This is a genomic window from Ensifer sp. WSM1721 (genome assembly GCF_000513895.2).
GTDB lineage: Bacteria > Pseudomonadota > Alphaproteobacteria > Rhizobiales > Rhizobiaceae > Sinorhizobium.
This window is the reverse complement of sequence record NZ_CP165785.1, coordinates 125,066-141,014: the sequence shown is the minus strand read 5'-3', so window position 1 is coordinate 141,014 and position 15,949 is coordinate 125,066. Positions and strand designations below refer to the sequence as shown.

General features: G+C 62.8%; 14 protein-coding genes. 11 read left to right on the top strand and 3 right to left on the bottom strand.

The window, feature by feature from the left end:
- Nucleotides 1–15: 15 nt before the first annotated feature.
- Entirely contained in the window at nucleotides 16–1,494 is a 1,479-nt protein-coding gene (locus tag M728_RS28925; protein WP_026621469.1) for an aldehyde dehydrogenase, read from the bottom strand.
- A 62-nt stretch (nucleotides 1,495–1,556) separates the two neighbouring features.
- Nucleotides 1,557–3,011 carry an APC family permease gene (locus tag M728_RS28920; RefSeq protein ID WP_026621470.1) on the bottom strand — a complete coding sequence of 485 codons (1,455 nt, stop codon included), beginning with the start codon at nucleotides 3,009–3,011 and terminating at the stop codon, nucleotides 1,557–1,559.
- A 287-nt stretch (nucleotides 3,012–3,298) separates the two neighbouring features.
- On the opposite strand from M728_RS28920, the gene M728_RS28915 reads away from it, so the two are divergent.
- Genes M728_RS28915 through M728_RS28890 form a run of 6 tightly spaced genes read left to right on the top strand, consistent with a single transcriptional unit; the run spans nucleotide 3,299 to nucleotide 9,669 of the window.
- On the top strand, nucleotides 3,299–4,084 hold the full coding sequence (locus tag M728_RS28915) for an IclR family transcriptional regulator (RefSeq protein ID WP_026621471.1): 786 nt from the start codon (nucleotides 3,299–3,301) through the stop codon (nucleotides 4,082–4,084).
- The gene (locus M728_RS28910) at nucleotides 4,084–5,337 is read left to right on the top strand and encodes a Tm-1-like ATP-binding domain-containing protein (RefSeq protein ID WP_026621472.1); all 1,254 of its coding nucleotides are present in this window, start codon (nucleotides 4,084–4,086) and stop codon (nucleotides 5,335–5,337) included. Before M728_RS28915 ends, M728_RS28910 begins: the two co-directional genes overlap by 1 nt.
- A complete protein-coding gene (locus M728_RS28905; RefSeq protein ID WP_026621473.1) occupies nucleotides 5,334–5,984 on the top strand; it encodes an HAD family hydrolase in 651 nt (216 codons plus the stop codon). The genes M728_RS28910 and M728_RS28905 overlap by 4 nt, the downstream gene beginning before the upstream one ends.
- A 16-nt stretch (nucleotides 5,985–6,000) precedes the next feature.
- Nucleotides 6,001–7,359: an aspartate aminotransferase family protein gene (locus M728_RS28900; RefSeq protein ID WP_026621474.1), complete on the top strand. Its 1,359-nt coding sequence runs from the start codon at nucleotides 6,001–6,003 to the stop codon at nucleotides 7,357–7,359.
- A 1-nt stretch (nucleotide 7,360) separates the two neighbouring features.
- The gene (locus M728_RS28895; protein WP_026621475.1) at nucleotides 7,361–8,644 is read left to right on the top strand and encodes an aspartate aminotransferase family protein; all 1,284 of its coding nucleotides are present in this window, start codon (nucleotides 7,361–7,363) and stop codon (nucleotides 8,642–8,644) included.
- Nucleotides 8,645–8,652: 8 nt separating this feature from the next.
- Nucleotides 8,653–9,669 (top strand): phosphotransferase enzyme family protein, encoded by a 1,017-nt coding sequence (locus M728_RS28890; RefSeq protein WP_034883878.1) that lies wholly within the window; start codon nucleotides 8,653–8,655, stop codon nucleotides 9,667–9,669.
- Nucleotides 9,670–9,760: 91 nt separating this feature from the next.
- On the opposite strand, the gene M728_RS28885 is transcribed toward M728_RS28890, so the two are convergent.
- Nucleotides 9,761–10,636 (bottom strand): helix-turn-helix domain-containing protein, encoded by an 876-nt coding sequence (locus M728_RS28885; protein ID WP_026621477.1) that lies wholly within the window; start codon nucleotides 10,634–10,636, stop codon nucleotides 9,761–9,763.
- Between the two features lie 96 nt (nucleotides 10,637–10,732).
- On the opposite strand from M728_RS28885, the gene M728_RS28880 reads away from it, so the two are divergent.
- The 5 genes from M728_RS28880 (at nucleotide 10,733) to hpaD (ending at nucleotide 15,901) form a co-directional block, all read left to right on the top strand.
- On the top strand, nucleotides 10,733–12,295 hold the full coding sequence (locus M728_RS28880) for a 4-hydroxyphenylacetate 3-hydroxylase N-terminal domain-containing protein (RefSeq protein ID WP_026621478.1): 1,563 nt from the start codon (nucleotides 10,733–10,735) through the stop codon (nucleotides 12,293–12,295).
- Between the two features lie 9 nt (nucleotides 12,296–12,304).
- Nucleotides 12,305–12,817 (top strand): flavin reductase, encoded by a 513-nt coding sequence (locus M728_RS28875; RefSeq protein ID WP_026621479.1) that lies wholly within the window; start codon nucleotides 12,305–12,307, stop codon nucleotides 12,815–12,817.
- A gap of 95 nt (nucleotides 12,818–12,912) precedes the next feature.
- Complete coding sequence (locus M728_RS28870; protein ID WP_026621480.1) at nucleotides 12,913–13,299, top strand: 5-carboxymethyl-2-hydroxymuconate Delta-isomerase; 387 nt, start codon at nucleotides 12,913–12,915, stop codon at nucleotides 13,297–13,299.
- A gap of 42 nt (nucleotides 13,300–13,341) precedes the next feature.
- Nucleotides 13,342–14,859 carry a 5-carboxymethyl-2-hydroxymuconate semialdehyde dehydrogenase gene (hpaE, locus tag M728_RS28865; protein WP_026621481.1) on the top strand — a complete coding sequence of 506 codons (1,518 nt, stop codon included), beginning with the start codon at nucleotides 13,342–13,344 and terminating at the stop codon, nucleotides 14,857–14,859.
- A 61-nt stretch (nucleotides 14,860–14,920) separates the two neighbouring features.
- Nucleotides 14,921–15,901, top strand: a complete 981-nt coding sequence (gene hpaD / locus M728_RS28860) for a 3,4-dihydroxyphenylacetate 2,3-dioxygenase (protein WP_026621482.1) — start codon at nucleotides 14,921–14,923, stop codon at nucleotides 15,899–15,901.
- Nucleotides 15,902–15,949: the final 48 nt, after the last annotated feature.

Genomic DNA, 15,949 nt, shown 5'->3' with positions numbered 1-15,949 from the left:
AACAAGAGACGGCTACTAGAGGTGGATCCATGCGGTCTTCAGATCGACATATTTGTCGAGCGCGTGAAGCGACTTGTCATGGCCGTTGCCAGACTGCTTGACGCCACCAAGCGGAACGGTGTTGTCCGCGCCGCCATAAGTGTTGACGTGCACGACACCCGCACGGATGCCCCCGACCATTCGGTGCGCAAGGGAGAGATTGGACGTCCAGACGGCTGACGCGAGGCCGTGGTCGGTGGCATTGGCAATATGCAGTGCCTCCGCTTCGGTTTCGAAGGGAATGACGGCCAGGATGGGTCCAAAGACCTCCTCTCTCGCAAGGGTCATTTCCGGCTTCACGTCGAAGACGGTCGGCTGCATGTAATACCCCCCGGTGTCCTCATGAATCCGACTGCCGCCGGTACGCAAAGCAGCGCCCTCGGCAAGCGCCTGCTCGGCGTACCTCAAATCCTTCTCGAGCTGGAGTTCGCTTGCGATGGCGCCGGCTTCAGTTGAGAGTTGGAGTGGATCACCGACCTTGATGTTGGCGGCGATCCTCGCCACCGTCGCGGAGAACTCTTCGTGAATTGCTTTTTCCACAAGCAGCCGCGAACCGGCGACGCAGACCTGTCCGGAGTTGCGGAAGATGCCGTGGGCGCTGACCCTAGCCGCCTGGTCGAGATCCGGCGCATCGGCAAAGACGATATTGGGCGACTTGCCGCCGAGTTCGAGGTAGACGCGCTTGAGGTTGGAACGCGCCGAATATTCAAGCAGGCGACGACCGACGCTACCGGAGCCGGTGAAGGTCAGCACGTCGATATCCCTGTGCAGGCCGATCGCCTCGCCCGTCGTCGCGCCGCGGCCGGTGACGACGTTGAGCACCCCTGCCGGTAGCCCGGCCTCGGCGCAGAGGGACGCCAATTTCAGCAGGCTCAGGGAGGCGCCCTCGGCAGGTTTCAGCACCACCGAATTGCCCACAGCAAGCGCCGGGGCGATTTTCCAGGCGCCGATCATCATCGGGAAATTCCAAGGCACGATCGCCGCGACGACGCCAACCGGCTCGCGGTGGACCAGTCCCAGGACGTTTGCGGGCGTCGGCGCGATCTCGCCATAGACCTTGTCGATCGCCTCGGCATAGTAGCGGAAAGTGGCTGCGGCGCTTCCCGGCTCGGCCTTCAGCGCCATCGAGATCTCGGTGCCATTGTCGCGGACGCCGAGGACTGCGATTTCCAAAGCGTTCTTCTCGATCAGTTCGGCAATCCTAAGGAGGACCTTCTTGCGCTCCGCGGGTGCTGCCTTCGACCAGGTACCCTTTTCGAAGGCGGCTCGCGCCGCTTGGGCGGCGAGGTCCACATCCTCGGCGCCCGCATCGGCGATGGTCGTCAGCTTGCTGCCGTCGATCGGAGAGATGACCTCAATGACAGCGCCGCCGATCGGTTCTCGCCATGCGCCGCCGATGAAAAGTGATTGGGGCGCGACAGGCAATGTTCGGAGTTGGTCGATCTTGTCCTGCATGGTCCGGCGTCCCTTGAGAAAGTATGGCGGGCGAGATGCCCGCCATCATGATCCAATTACTATCAGGCTTCCTGCCCGGCACCCAGCCGTGCAAAGCCCACCACATCGGCAGACTTCAAGCGCGCCGCAGCGACGAAGCCGATGAGTGCGGCAACCAGCACGAGGCCCGGCAGCAGCACGGCGAGAACACCGTTGGCTCCGGCGATCGCACCGAAGTTCACGGCGATATAGTAAACCAGCCCCAGGAGGATCACGCCGGTCACGACGGGAAGGATCTTGGTCACCAGGATATTGCTTTCGAGGCCCGGATTGCGGCCGAAGAAGGCGACGATGGCGAAGGCGGTGAACGCCATGAGCAGGATGATTGCCAACGTGCCGACATTGGTAAGCCAGGAAAAGAGCGCCAGAACCGGGTCCTGCCCAGTGAAGGCAAAGATCGCCACGACGAGTACGGCGATGATCGTCTGGATCGCCGAGCCGACATGCGGGCTCTGGAATTCCGGATGCGTGACGCCGACCGATTTCGGCAGCAGGCCCTCACGGCCGGCCACGTACATGTAGCGGGCCACGCCGTTGTGGAAGGCGAGCACTCCGGCGAACAGGCTGGTGATGAAGAGAATGCTCATCACGACGGTGATCCCATGGCCGACATAGCGTTCGGCGAGGCCGAAGAGGAAGGTGGTCGGATCGGCAAGGCCTTGCAGTTCCGGAACGAGCTTGTCGACGCCGGCGCCATTCACCATCAGCCAGGAGGTCAGCATGTAGAAAAGACCGATAGTGAGCACCGAGATATAGGTGGCACGCGGAACTGTCTTCTGCGGTTCGCGGGCCTCCTCACTGTAGATGGTGGTTGCCTCGAAGCCGATGAAGGCAGCGAAGCAGAAGAGGATGCCGATCGCCGGCGTGCCGCCCCAGAAGGCGGTCGGCGTGAACGGGGCGGCGGAAAGGCCACTGTCGCCGCCGGTGAAGAGGATCGCCGCATCGATGACCAGGACGACCAGATATTCGAGGACCACCAGCACGGTCAGCACCTTGGCCGAGAGGTCGACGCGGCGATAACCAAACACGGCGACAGCGGCAATACCGATATAGGTCCAGACCCACCAGGGAAGAACGAGACCGACTTGTTGTGCGAAGAAGCCGGATGTCGCTGCGCCGAACAGGCCGAAAACCCCAATCTGCATCGCATTGTAGGCGAGGATTGCTATGAGTGCTGCCGCCCCTCCCATGAGGCCACCGAGGCCTTGTGCGGTATAGGCGTAGAATGCGCCTGCGTTGCGGATGTGGCGGGCCATGGCGACGTAGCCGACCGAAAAAAGCAGTAGCAGCGCCGTAACCAGCAGAAAGGTCAGCGGAATGCCTGCACCATTGCCGAGCAGCATGGAGAGCGGTACGCCGCCCGCCACTGCCGTCAGCGGCGCGGCCGCGGAGACCACGAGGAATGTCACGGCGCCGACCCCGAGGCTGTTCTTGCGCAGCTGGTTCTGACCTGCGCCGGGTGAGTTGTGAGTATCCATAAGCGTTCGTTCCCCTTGTTGAATGTATCCGACCATCGCTGCGGAACGCCCGCATGCGACCTCCACCTATTCGGACTGAAGCGGCGCCTCTTGCTTGTTATTGATCGCGAACCCTTCAGCGCATGCGGTTCAATATTTGCACCCATGCTTCAAATATAGACTTGCAAACAAACCCCGCGTCTGTCAACTTATTTCTCATGTTAAGTATCTTGGCGCCGCGGGGAAGCAATGCGAAGCGGGCACAAGCCCGACGTAGCAGCGAAGAAAGGGGCTCAAGAGGAGGATCGATGAGCACGATAGGCAAAGCGCTTTCATTGCTGGACACGGTTTCGCGACTGGAGAAGGAAGCCGGGCTGACCCACATCGCCCGTCTGTGCGGACTCGACAAGGCGACGGCACGCCGCTTTCTGGTCGAGCTGGAGAAGCACGGCTTCGTCGAGCAGGATCCGGAAAACCGCAAATACCGAATTGGATCGGCGCCTGTCCGGCTGGCGCGGATCCGCGAGGCGCGGTACCCGTTCCTGCGCGTCGCCGTTCCATTCATCAAGGCGCTCGCGGAAGCGTCGACGGAAACGGTGCATCTTTCTGAGTTTTCCGGCAGCCGTCTGTCCACAATCCATGTCGAGGATTCCCCGCGCGCGCACCGCGTCAACGTAGAGGTCGGCACACTGCTGCCCTTTCATGCAACCGCCTCAGGTCTCGCCTATCTTGCCTTCTGCCCCCCAGACGAAATCGACGCCGCCCTCTCGAAGCCGCTCGAAAGGGTCACCGAATACACGATCGTCGATCCCGCAGTGGTGCGCGGCCTTCTTGATGAAACGGTGGCGCGCGGCTTTTCCATAAACCACCAGGGCATCGAGGCCGGCGTCGTGAGCACGGCTGCGCCGATCCGCGCACCTGGCGGCCATCCGATCGGCTGCGTCGCGATCGCAGCGCCGATGGTCAGGGCCGACCAGGCGGGACTCATGGAATTCGGTGCGCAAGTAGTCGCCGCGGCCAACGCAATTTCGGAAAAATACTACGGGTCAGAAAAGCCCGCGGGAACCAGTGCGCAAATCAGGAGGACAGGCTGATGAGCCCTGCGGCGCCTTTGCCAAGGATAGTCGTCATCGGGACCGGTGACACCAAAAGCGACGAACTGCAGTTCATGGCGTCGGTCATCGATGAAGCGGGAGGCCTGCCGGTGATGGTCGACGTCAGCATTCTGGACGATCCGCCCTATGCCCCCGACTACTCAAAACACGACGTCGCCAAAGCGGCCGGAACAACCATCGAGGCGATCGTCGCAAGCGGCGACGAGAACAGCGCCATGGCCCTGATGGCGAAAGGTGCAGCCACCCTCACTCGCGGTCTCTACGATGCTGGCCTGATGGAGGGCGTGGTCATGCTGGGCGGCTCCATGGGAACGGATCTGGCCCTCGACGTTGCCGCTGTGCTGCCGCTCGGCATACCTAAATTCGTCATTTCGACGATCGCCTATTCTCACCTCATCCCGCCGGAGCGTATCGCGCCGGATCTGATGATGATCCTTTGGGCGGGCGGGCTCTATGGACTGAACGGCATCTGCCGGTCCGCCCTGTCGCAAGCCTGCGGCGCAGTGGTCGGAGCGGCGAAACACGGCATGAAGCCGGAGGGCGAGCGGCCGCTCATCGGCATGACCTCACTTGGCTCCTCCTGCCTCAAATATATGAAACATCTCAAACCGGAGCTCGAGAAGCGCGGCTATGACGTTGCCGTCTTCCATTCGACGGGCATGGGCGGGCGCGCCTTCGAGGCGATCGCCGCGCAGAAAGGCTTCGCGGCGGTTTTCGATCTCTGCATCCAGGAGGTCAGCAACCACCATTACGGCACCGTCGTCACCTCCGGGCCGGACCGGCTGGAGAACGCCGGGCGCGCCGGCATTCCGCAGATCGTCGCCCCCGGCGCCGTCGACATGGTCGATCTTCAGGCATGGCAGGACCTGCCCGCCATCTTTGCGGACCGCCCCTACCATGCCCATAACCGGCTGATCGGATCGGTCACCAGCTCGCCGGAAGGCCGGCGTGAGATTGCCCGGCTCGTCGGGCGAAAACTCGCCACTGCCGAAGCGAATGTCGCCTTCCTGCTACCGATCGAAGGCCTGCAGGAATGGGACAGGCCTGAGGAACCGTTGCACGATCCTGAAGGGCTCGACGCCTTTTTGGACGAAATCCGCAAGGCGCTGCCGGCGACCGTCACCCTGCAAGAGGTCGAAGCCCATATCAATGCCTCGGCGTTCTCTGAGAAAGCGCTCGAAATCTTCGATGCTTGGGTTGGCGAAGGCATCGTTCCGGAAGGACGGCCATGACAGGCGATCGTGCGCTAATTCTCGACTTCGGCGGCGTGGTGACCCGCACGCTGTTCGAAACCCACGACATCACCGAACGGACCCTGGGATTGCCGCCGGGGTCCCTCACCTGGCGGGGACCCTTCGATCCTGCAAACGACCCGCTCTGGATGGCGATGCAGAACCGCGAGATCACCGAACGCGACTATTGGCTCGCCCGCACAGGCGAGGTTGGCCGGATGCTGGGCGAGGAATGGACCGAGATGCAGACCTTCGTGCGCCGGGCCCGCGGCGCCGAACCGGAGCTGGTTCTCCGTCCGGAAGCCCGCGACGCGATCGTGAAAGCGAAGGCCGCCGGATTGAAGCTTGCCATCCTGTCGAACGAGCTCGACCTCTTCTACGGCGTCGAATTCCGCCAGCGCTTTCCGTTGATCGAGCTCTTCGACGTCATCGTCGATGCCACCTATACGAAAATACTGAAGCCCGATCCGCGCGCTTACGAGCTCGTTCTTTCCGAGCTCGGCCTCCCTCGCGAAGCCTGCGTCTTCGTCGACGACCAGAAGAAGAACATCGAAGGCGCCGATGCAGTGCGCCTGCCTTACGTGCATTTCGACGTTACTCGCCCCGCCGAGGGCTATGCCCGCGCGCTTGGCATGCTTGGGCTCTGAACAAGAGGAAATACCGATGCGTGAGACCAACTTTCTGATCGAGAACAACGCCCGCCACCTGTGGCACCCGATGGCGCATCCGGCCGAGATGCAGGCCCATCCGCCCCGCATCGTCAATGCGGCCGAAGGTGTCGAGATCGTCGATATCCACGGCAAGAAGGTGCTGGACGCGGTTGGGGGCCTTTGGAACGTCAATCTCGGCTATTCCTGTGAGCCGGTAAAAAAGGCGATCTGCGACCAGTTGGGCGAGCTGCCCTATTATTCGACGTTCCGAGGCACCACCAACTCGCCGCTGATCGAGCTCTCCTACGAGCTTGCTGGGTGGTTCAAGGAGGATGGCCTCACCCGCTCTTTCTTCACGTCCGGCGGCTCGGACTCGGTCGAGACCTGCCTGCGCTTGGCGCGGCAATATCACAAGATCAACGGCCAGCCAGAGCGCACCAAGTTCATCGCCCTGAAAAAGGGCTATCACGGGACCCATTTCGGCGGCGCATCGGTGAACGGCAACCAGAATTTCCGCCGCAACTACGAGCCGCTGCTGCCGGGAGTCTTCCACCTGCCGGCGCCCTGGACCTACCGCAACCCCTTCGGCGCAAGCGACGGGGCGGAGATCGCGGCGGCGATTGGGCGCCTGTTCGAAGAGGAGATTGCTTTCCAGGGCGCAGACACGATCGCGGCCTTGATCGTCGAACCGGTGCTTGGCGCGGGCGGCGTCATCGTTCCGCACGCAACCTTCCTGCCGCTGATGCGCGAGATCTGCGACCGGCACGGCATCCTGCTGATCGCCGACGAAGTCATCACCGCCTTCGGACGCACCGGCGCCTGGACCGGGTCGCGCCTCTGGGGCGTGAAGCCCGATCTCATGTCCACCGCCAAAGCGATCACCAACGGTTATTTTCCATTCGGCGCGGTGATGATCAGCGAGAAGGTCGCCGAGGTGTTCGAAAGCAACAGGAATGCCGTCGGCACGATCGGCCATGGCTACACCTATTCCGGCCATCCCGTCGGCGCTGCCGCGGCTCTCGCGACGCTCAAGGAAACCAAGCGGCTGAATGTTGCCGCCAATGCCGCCGCACGCGGAGAGGAGCTGTTGCGCGGCCTCCATAACCTTGAGAACAAGCACGAGCTTGTCGGCGATGTTCGCGGCAAGGGGCTGATGTGCGCGCTCGAACTTGTGAGCAATCGCGAGAAAAAGACCCCCGCGGGCAAGGAAGTCCTGCAGAAGGTTCAGGATGCCACTTACGAGGCCGGCGTCCTGGTGCGCACCTCCGGGCCAAATGTCATCCTGTCGCCGCCGCTGGTCATCACCGCCAAGGATGTCGCTCGCATCATCGACGCGCTCGATGCAGGTCTTGCCGCCGCCGGAGGACGATGAAATGTCCGACAAGGCCGCATTGCTCGCCCGCCGAGAACGCCTGCTCGGCCGGAACATGTCGCTCTTCTATCAGGATCCGGTCCACCTCGTCCGCGGTGAGGGCGTCTGGCTCTTTGATGCTGATGGAAGGCGCTACCTCGACTGCTACAACAACGTGCCGCATGTCGGCCATTGCCATCCGCGCGTCGTCGAGGCGATCGCCCGTCAGGCTTCGACCCTCAACACCCACACCCGCTATCTGCACGAGGGCATTCTCGATTATGTCGAGCGCCTGACGGCAACCTTCGATCACTCGCTCAATGCGGCGATCCTGACCTGCACCGGCAGCGAGGCGAACGACATCGCGCTGCGGATGGCCCAGGCGGTGACCGGCAGGACGGGGGTGATCGCCACCAACCACACCTATCACGGCAATACGGCCGCGGTGTCGCAGCTCTCCACCCGCATGCCGCCGGTCGGCGGCTATGGCGGCCATGTGCGGCATGTGCCGGCGCCTGACAGCTACCGGCCGCTCGGCGGCGAGCCCGGCGAGGCCTTCGCGTCCGCCTTCGCCGCGGAGGTGGAGAAGGCGATCGCCTCGCTCGCAAACAGCCCGCACGGCTTTTCTGCCCTGATCATCGATCCCTTTTTCGCGAATGAGGGCTTTCCCGACCTGCCGTCCGGCTTCCTCGACAAGACGGTTGCCGCCGTACGCAAGGCCGGCGGTCTCGTCATCGCCGACGAGGTCCAGCCGGGTTTCGGCCGCATCGGTTCACATATGTGGGGCTACCAGCGTGCCGGCATCGTTCCGGATGTCGTGACGCTCGGCAAGCCGATGGGCAACGGCCATCCGGTCGGCGGCGTCGTCGCGAACATCGATACGATGAACGCCTTCCGCAAGGCCTTTCGCTATTTCAACACTTTCGGCGGCAACCCGGTCTCCTGCGCCGCTGCGATGGCCGTGCTCGACGTGATCGAAGATGAGAAGCTCATCGAAAATGCCCGTGACGTCGGCGAATACACCCGAGCGGCCTTCAAAAAACTCGCCGAGAAGCATTCAATCATTGGTGACGTGCGCGGCAGCGGTCTTTTCATGGGCACCGAATTCGTTCTGGACCGGGGAACGAAAGAGCCCGCACCCGACCTCGCCACCAGGATCGTCAACGCGATGCGCGAGCGCGGCGTGCTGATGGGCAAGATCGGCGTGCACGAGTGCAGCACCAAGATCAGGCCGCCAATGCCGTTCTCGAAGGAGAATGCCGACCTGATGCTGTCGACCTTCGACGACGTCTTGTCCGGCCTGTGAGCGGCGCGATGGACGAGAACAGAACCGAATTGCCGATGGCGACCCTTGTCGGGCGAGCGCTGCAGGCGCTTTTCCATTGGGGCCTGGCCGATCAGACGCCGGAGCTGCTGAAATTCCGAGAGAACGCGGTATTCCGGGTACGCCTGGCCGGTGGCGCGCCCGCCGCCCTTCGGCTGCATCGCCCCGGCTATCACGACGACCGCGCGCTGGCTTCCGAGCTGCAGTGGATGACGGCGCTTAAGGCCGGCGGGCTCCATGTTCCGGCGCCGGTCCCGACGCTTGACGGCCGCGATCTCGTGACCTTGCCGGCCACTTCGACTTTCGCGAGCCAGCATGCCGACATCGTCAGTTGGATGCACGGTGAAGAGCTCGGCCGCTCGGGCGAGCCGCTCCGCCAGGCGCCCGAGCGGCTGACGGAGATCTTTGGACAACTTGGCGAGGCGATGGCCGAGCTCCACAATATCTCCGACCGCTGGAGTCCGCCGGCATCCTTCGTCCGTCCGGCATGGGACTTCGACGGACTGCTCGGGGAAAATCCCTTCTGGGGCCGTTTCTGGGATTCCCCGGGTTTGGAACTTGGTGCGGCAAGGCGGCTCGCGGCGCTAAGGCCGCTCCTCGCAGAGCGCTTGAGAGCGGCCGAGCGCCTCGGCCTCGACTATGGCCTCATCCATGCGGACCTGGTGCGCGAGAACGTGCTCGTCGGAGCTGGGCATGTTGAACTCATCGATTTCGACGATGCCGGCTACGGCTGGCGCATGTTCGACATCGCGACAACGCTCCTCAGAAACCGCCGCGAAGCGCATTTCGACTTGATCCAAGGGGCTCTCATAGCGGGCTATCGGAGGCGCCGTTCATTGTCGGATGCATCGCTCGAAACACTGCCGCTTTTCCTGCTGCTGAGGAGCCTCACCTATATCGGCTGGATCGGCAGCCGACCAGCTACGCCTGACGCACAAGAACGACAGGCACGGTATCTCACCGAAGCGCTGGAAATCGCCGACGAGCTTCTTCATATCCCATGTTAAAGGCCGGCACCGTCCGTCCCGCTGTTCGGGTTTGCCCTCAAGACGTCGACATGCGCGAAACTTGGCAGTGCGAATCGCGCCTGGGCCAACGTCAGCTATTGGCCTCCAGCTGGCGGCGGCGCCACGCAGCCGGCGCGTCGCCGGTGCGCTTGCGGAAGAAACGCGAAAAATAAGCGGGATCTTCGAAGCCGATCTCGCGGCCGATATCCTCCACGGGGCGGATGGTAAACTTCAACAACCGCTTGGCTTCGAGAAGCCGGCGGTCGAGCAGCATCTCCTTGACCGTTTGCCCGAAGACTTCGCGGGCCGCCTTGTCGAGCAGATGCGGCGTCGTCGCCAGAAGATCAACATAGCGTCCGACCGGCCAATCCTCCTTGTAATGGTGATCGATGGCGCGGCGGAGCGCCATGCCCAGCGAGACCGCCGGTGACGCAGCGTCCGGGCCGCTGGTCCCGCCAAGGCGCGCCATCAGCGAAAGCACGACGGACACCAGTCCAACAAGCACCTTCTCGCTGGCAGTCGCACCGGCACGGTACTCCTCGGCAATCATCGCCAGAAGCGAGCCGATCTTCGCCCAGTTGGCGTCGGGTTTATCGCTCGTAAGCAGAACAGGCACGTCGAGTCCCAGGTCCACCTGCTCCGCCATCGCCCGTAGGAGGTCGTCCGACATCGAGACGACGATGGCATCCGATCGCTCGCCGACATCGAAACCATGTACCACGCTGCTCGGCACGAAACCGATGGCGGGAGCCGAAAAATTCCAAGTCTTATCCTCGATCCGGTAGGTGCCGCCTCCCTCGAACCAATAGGTAATCTGCCCCATAAGCGGGTGCTTATGCGGCGCAACATGGCCGAGATGCACGCTTTTGCGCTCCATAACCGTCTCGACATGCAGGAATCCGACGTCGAGTTCACGGCTGGGCTCGCCGTAGACGAAGAAGGAAGGAACATCATTTCTCATGGTCATACCGAAAAAAGTACCAGCGAATTGTCTTCTTTGTCCATGGTCTGCAATCCCCTCCCGTCTTAGCTTTTGTCAAGATTTCAAGGGAGGAATTTCAAGATGCGAGCCGAAGATCACCGTGCCGAAAGGACCCGTCCGTTTACCGGAGCCGAATATCTGGCAAGCCTGCGCGACGGGCGGGAGGTCTATATCAACGGCGAACGCATCGCCGACGTCACGGCCCATCCGTCGATGCGCAACTCGGCCCGGTCGATCGCCCGAATGTATGACGCGCTGCATGACGAGAAGACGAAGGCCCGCCTGACCGCGCCGACCGATACCGGATCGGGCGGCTACACCCACAAATATTTCCGCGTTGCGAAATCCTCCACTGAACTCGCTGCACAGCAGGGTGCGATCGCCGACTGGGCGCGCATGTCTTACGGCTGGATGGGCCGGACAGCGGACTACAAGGCGGCGCTGATGAACACGCTCGGGGCGAATGCCGACTGGTACGGCCCCTTCAAGGAGAACGCGCTTTCCTGGCACAGCCGCGCGCAGGAATCAGTTCTCTTCATGAACCACGCGATCGTCAATCCGCCGATCGATCGCCACAAACCGGCCGACGCGGTGAAGGACGTCTTCGTCCATATCACGAAGGAAACGGATGCGGGGATCTACGTTTCCGGCGCGAAGGTAGTCGCCACCTCCTCGGCGCTGACGCATTACAACTTCCTCGCCCAGAGCTCGGCGACGGTCACCGAGGACCCGTCGCTCTCGGTGATGTTCATCGTTCCGATGAATGCCCCGGGCATCAAGATGTTCTGCCGCGTCTCCTACGAGCAGACCGCCAACAGCGCCGGCCATCCGTTCGACTATCCGCTGTCGTCGCGCTTCGACGAGAACGACGCGATCCTCGTGCTCGACAACGTTTTCGTGCCCTGGGAGGACGTTCTGGTGCTGCGCGACGCGGCGAAGATCCTTTCCTTCCACCCGGCCTCGGGCTTCATGCACGGCTACTGCTTCCAGGGCTGCACGCGCTTTGCCGTCAAGCTCGATTTCCTCGCCGGTCTGCTGGCCAAGGCGTTGCGCGCCACAGGCGGCGATGCCTTCCGCGGCAATCAGGCCGCACTCGGCGAAGTCATTGCCTTGCGGCACATGTTCTGGAGCTTCTCGAATGCGATGGCCCATAACCCCATTCCCTGGGCCAATGGTGCCGTCCTGCCGAACCTCGAAGCGGCGCTCTCCTACCGGACCTTTATGTCGGAAGCCTATCCACGGGTCATTGAAACCGTCCGCAAGGTCGTCGCATCCGGCCTCATCTATCTCCCCTCGTCGGCCAAGGACTTCGCCAATCCGGAGATCGACCGCTATCTGGCGCAATATGTCCGTGGCTCGAACGACATGGGTCATATCGAGCGCATCAAGATCATGAAGCTGCTCTGGGATGCGACCGGCACTGAATTCGGCGGCCGCCACGCGCTCTACGAGTTGAACTATGCCGGCGCGCCGGAAGAAGTTCGCTTGCAGGTGCTGAAAGGGGCCGAGCGTGGCGGGCGGCTGAAGGAGATGGAAGCGCTCGTCGACCAGTGCATGGCCGACTACGACGAGAACGGCTGGACGAGCGACACCTGGCTGCCGCCGCTCGACGACGCTGCTGCCATCCGCAAAGCGGCCGAGTGAGGGCATGCCATGGAAACCGCCGTTTCAAAGACCGAGTTCCGCGACGCCATGGCGCGGGTCTGCGCCCCCGTCAACGTCATCACCACCAACGGACCTGCCGGGCGCGGCGGGTTCACCGCAACCGCCATGTGTTCGGTCACCGACGAGCCGCCGACGCTACTCGTCTGTATGAACAGTCGTTCGGCCCAGACCGGCCTCTTTGTCGAGAACCGCCGTTTCTGCGTCAATGTGCTGACGGGCGAGCACAAGGACCTCGCCGCCTGCTTTGCCGGCCAGCAGGCGGACATGGACGCCCGGTATGCGGCCGCGGAGTGGATCGATCTTAAGTCCGGCAACCAGGCGCTCGCCGATGCCATCGTCTCCTTCGACTGCCGTCTGGTCGAGGCGCGCCTTGTCGGCACGCACAATATCTTCATCGGCGAGGCGGTGGAAATCCGCACCCGCAAGGATGGCCACGCGCTGCTCTATTTCGACCGCAACTACGTGCATGTGCCCACACAGGCGGGCAGCTTCGGCGGCTGACAGGCGGGCGCCAATCCGTCCGCTCGCGAAATGCCACTTGACAGCGTCGTCATTATTTAACATGTTAATAAAAGTCGGAGCGCGCGGGAGGACCGATGCCGCATCTCACTGTGGAATACTCCGCCAATCTCGACGGGCGGGCCGATATCGCCGCGTTCTGCCGCGGCTTGCTGAAGGCGGTGGTGTCGACCGGGCTTTTCGAAGTCGGCGCCGTGCGCGTCCGTGCAGTTCGATGCGCTGATTATGCAATCGCCGACCAACTGCCGGAGAATGCCTTTGTCGACCTCAGCTTCCGCATCGGCACCGGCCGCTCGCCGGAGGAAAAGAAACGCGCCGGCGAAGCGATCTTCGCGGCGGCAAGCGAGGCGCTCGCGCCCTTGTTCGGGACGCCGCATTTCGCGCTCTCACTCGAAATTCGCGAGATTGATCCGGATCTGAGCTGGAAAAGAAACGCGATCCATCCGCGTGTTCGCGGTCAATAGTCACCCCGGGAGCCGGAAAAACGTAACGCCAGGGATTAGATGATGTCGAAATTGCAGGAAAACATTGCCAAGGCCGAGGATTATCTCGCCCGTTTCAAGAAGAACGGAGTGCTGAACCGAATCGATGGCAAGGATGTCGCGGCAGCGGACGGCTCGACCTACGAGACCATCTCGCCTGTCGACTTGAAGCCGCTTGCGACAGTCGCTCGTGGCAAGGCAGAGGACATCGACCGCGCCGCCAGGGCAGCGAAGGCGGCCTTCGCCGAATGGGCTGTCATGCCGGGCGAGGCGCGCAAGAAGCTCCTGCACAAGGTCGCCGATGCGATCGTGGCGCGTGCCGAGGAGATCGCCTTCGTCGAATGCGTGGATACCGGGCAGTCGCTGAAGTTCATGGCCAAGGCAGCCCTGCGTGGTGCTGAAAACTTCCGCTTCTTCGCCGATCGCGCCCCGGAAGCTCGCGACGGCAAGTCGCTCCGCGCCGACGGCCAGGTGAACCTCACGACCCGCGCGCCGATCGGTCCAGTCGGCGTGATCACGCCGTGGAATACGCCCTTCATGCTGTCGACCTGGAAGATCGCCCCGGCCCTCGCCGCTGGCTGCACCATCGTTCACAAGCCGGCGGAATTCTCGCCGCTAACGGCTCGCCTGCTGGTCGAGATCGCCGAGGAAGCCGGCCTGCCGAAAGGCGTCTGGAACCTCGTCAACGGCTTCGGCGAGGATGCCGGCAAGGCGCTGACCGAGCATCCGCTGATCAAGGCGATCGGCTTTGTCGGCGAAAGCCGCACCGGCTCGATGATCATGCGCCAGGGTGCCGAGACGCTGAAGCGCGTGCATTTCGAACTCGGCGGCAAGAACCCGGTGATCGTCTTCGCCGATGCCGATCTCGAGCGTGCCGCCGATGCCGCCGTCTTCATGATCTATTCGCTGAACGGCGAACGCTGCACCTCGTCGTCGCGGCTGCTGGTGGAGGAAAGCATTTACGAGAAGTTCACCGCGCTGGTCGCCGAAAAGGCGAGCCGCATCAAGGTCGGGCATCCGCTCGATCCTGAGACCGTCGTTGGTCCGCTCATCCATCCGGTACATGAGAAGAAGGTGCTCGAATATATCGCCATCGGCCGGTCGGAAGGCGCCAAGGTTGCCACGGGCGGTACCAAGCTCGACGGCGCGGGCGGCGGCTGCTACGTGTCGCCGACGCTCTTCACCGCCGCCAACAACAAGATGCGCATCGCCCAGGAGGAGATCTTTGGACCGGTGCTGACCGCCATCCCGTTCAAGGACGAAGAGGAGGCGCTGGCACTCGCCAACGACGTCCAGTACGGCCTGACCGGCTATCTCTGGACCTCCGACGTCACGCGTGCCTTCCGCTTCACCGATCACCTTGAGGCCGGGATGATCTGGGTGAACTCGGAAAATGTCCGTCACCTGCCCACCCCCTTCGGCGGCGTCAAGAACTCCGGCATCGGCCGCGACGGCGGCGACTGGTCTTTCGACTTCTACATGGAGACGAAAAACATCGCCTTCGCGACCAAGCCGCACGCCATTCAGAAGCTGGGCGGTTGACGAGCAACAATCATCACAGACATACCCGCCGCCCTTGGCGAGCGGGCCGGAGGAGGACCCGATGCCGATACCCAAGCCCAATCTCTACCCGCCCTTCAACATCGTGCGGCTCTCCCATGTCGAGCTCGGGGTGACCGACCTTGCCAAATCGCGTGCCTTCTATGTCGACACGCTCGGCCTGCAGGTGACCGACGAGACTTCGGACACGATCTATCTGCGCGCCATGGAGGAGCGCGGCCACCATTGCATCGTCTTGAAGAAATCCGACAAGGCGGAGGCCCGCGACCTCGGCTTCAAGGTCTTCAGCGAGGAGGACCTCGATAAGGCGGCACATTTCTTCAAAGGCAAGGACCTGCCGGTCGAATGGGTGGAGCGTCCCTATCAGGCCCGCAGCTTTCGCACCCGCGATCCCCTTGGCATTCCGCTCGAGTTCTATTCGAAGATGGACCGGCTGGCGCCGATCCACCAGCAATACGCGCTCTACAGGGGTGTCAAGCCGCTCCGCATCGATCATTTCAACTGCTTCTCGCCGGATGTCGATGAGAGCGTCGCCTTCTACAACGAGCTCGGTTTCCGAGTGACCGAATACACCGAGGACGAGGAAACCGGTCGTCTCTGGGCCGCCTGGACACACCGCAAGGGCGGTGTCCACGACATCGCCTTCACCAACGGCCGCGGGCCCCGCCTGCATCACACTGCCTTCTGGGTGCCAACTCCGCTCAATATCATTGACCTGCTCGATCTGATGTCGACGACCGGCTGGGTGTCCAACATCGAGCGCGGCCCCGGCCGCCACGGCATCTCCAACGCCTTCTTCCTTTACATCCTCGACCCGGACGGTCACCGCATCGAGATCTACTGCTCTGACTACCAGACGGTCGATCCGGACCTCGAGCCGATCAAGTGGGACCTGAAGGACCCGCAGCGACAGACGCTCTGGGGCGCACCGGCGCCGAAATCCTGGTTTGAACATGGCAGCCTATTCGCCGGGGCCGCCGTGATGGACTCCGTGCTGGAGGCGCAGCCGATCATCGCACCCTGACGATCGGCCGCTCAGCGCGCCGGGCGAAAACACGCGCCCGTCGAAACA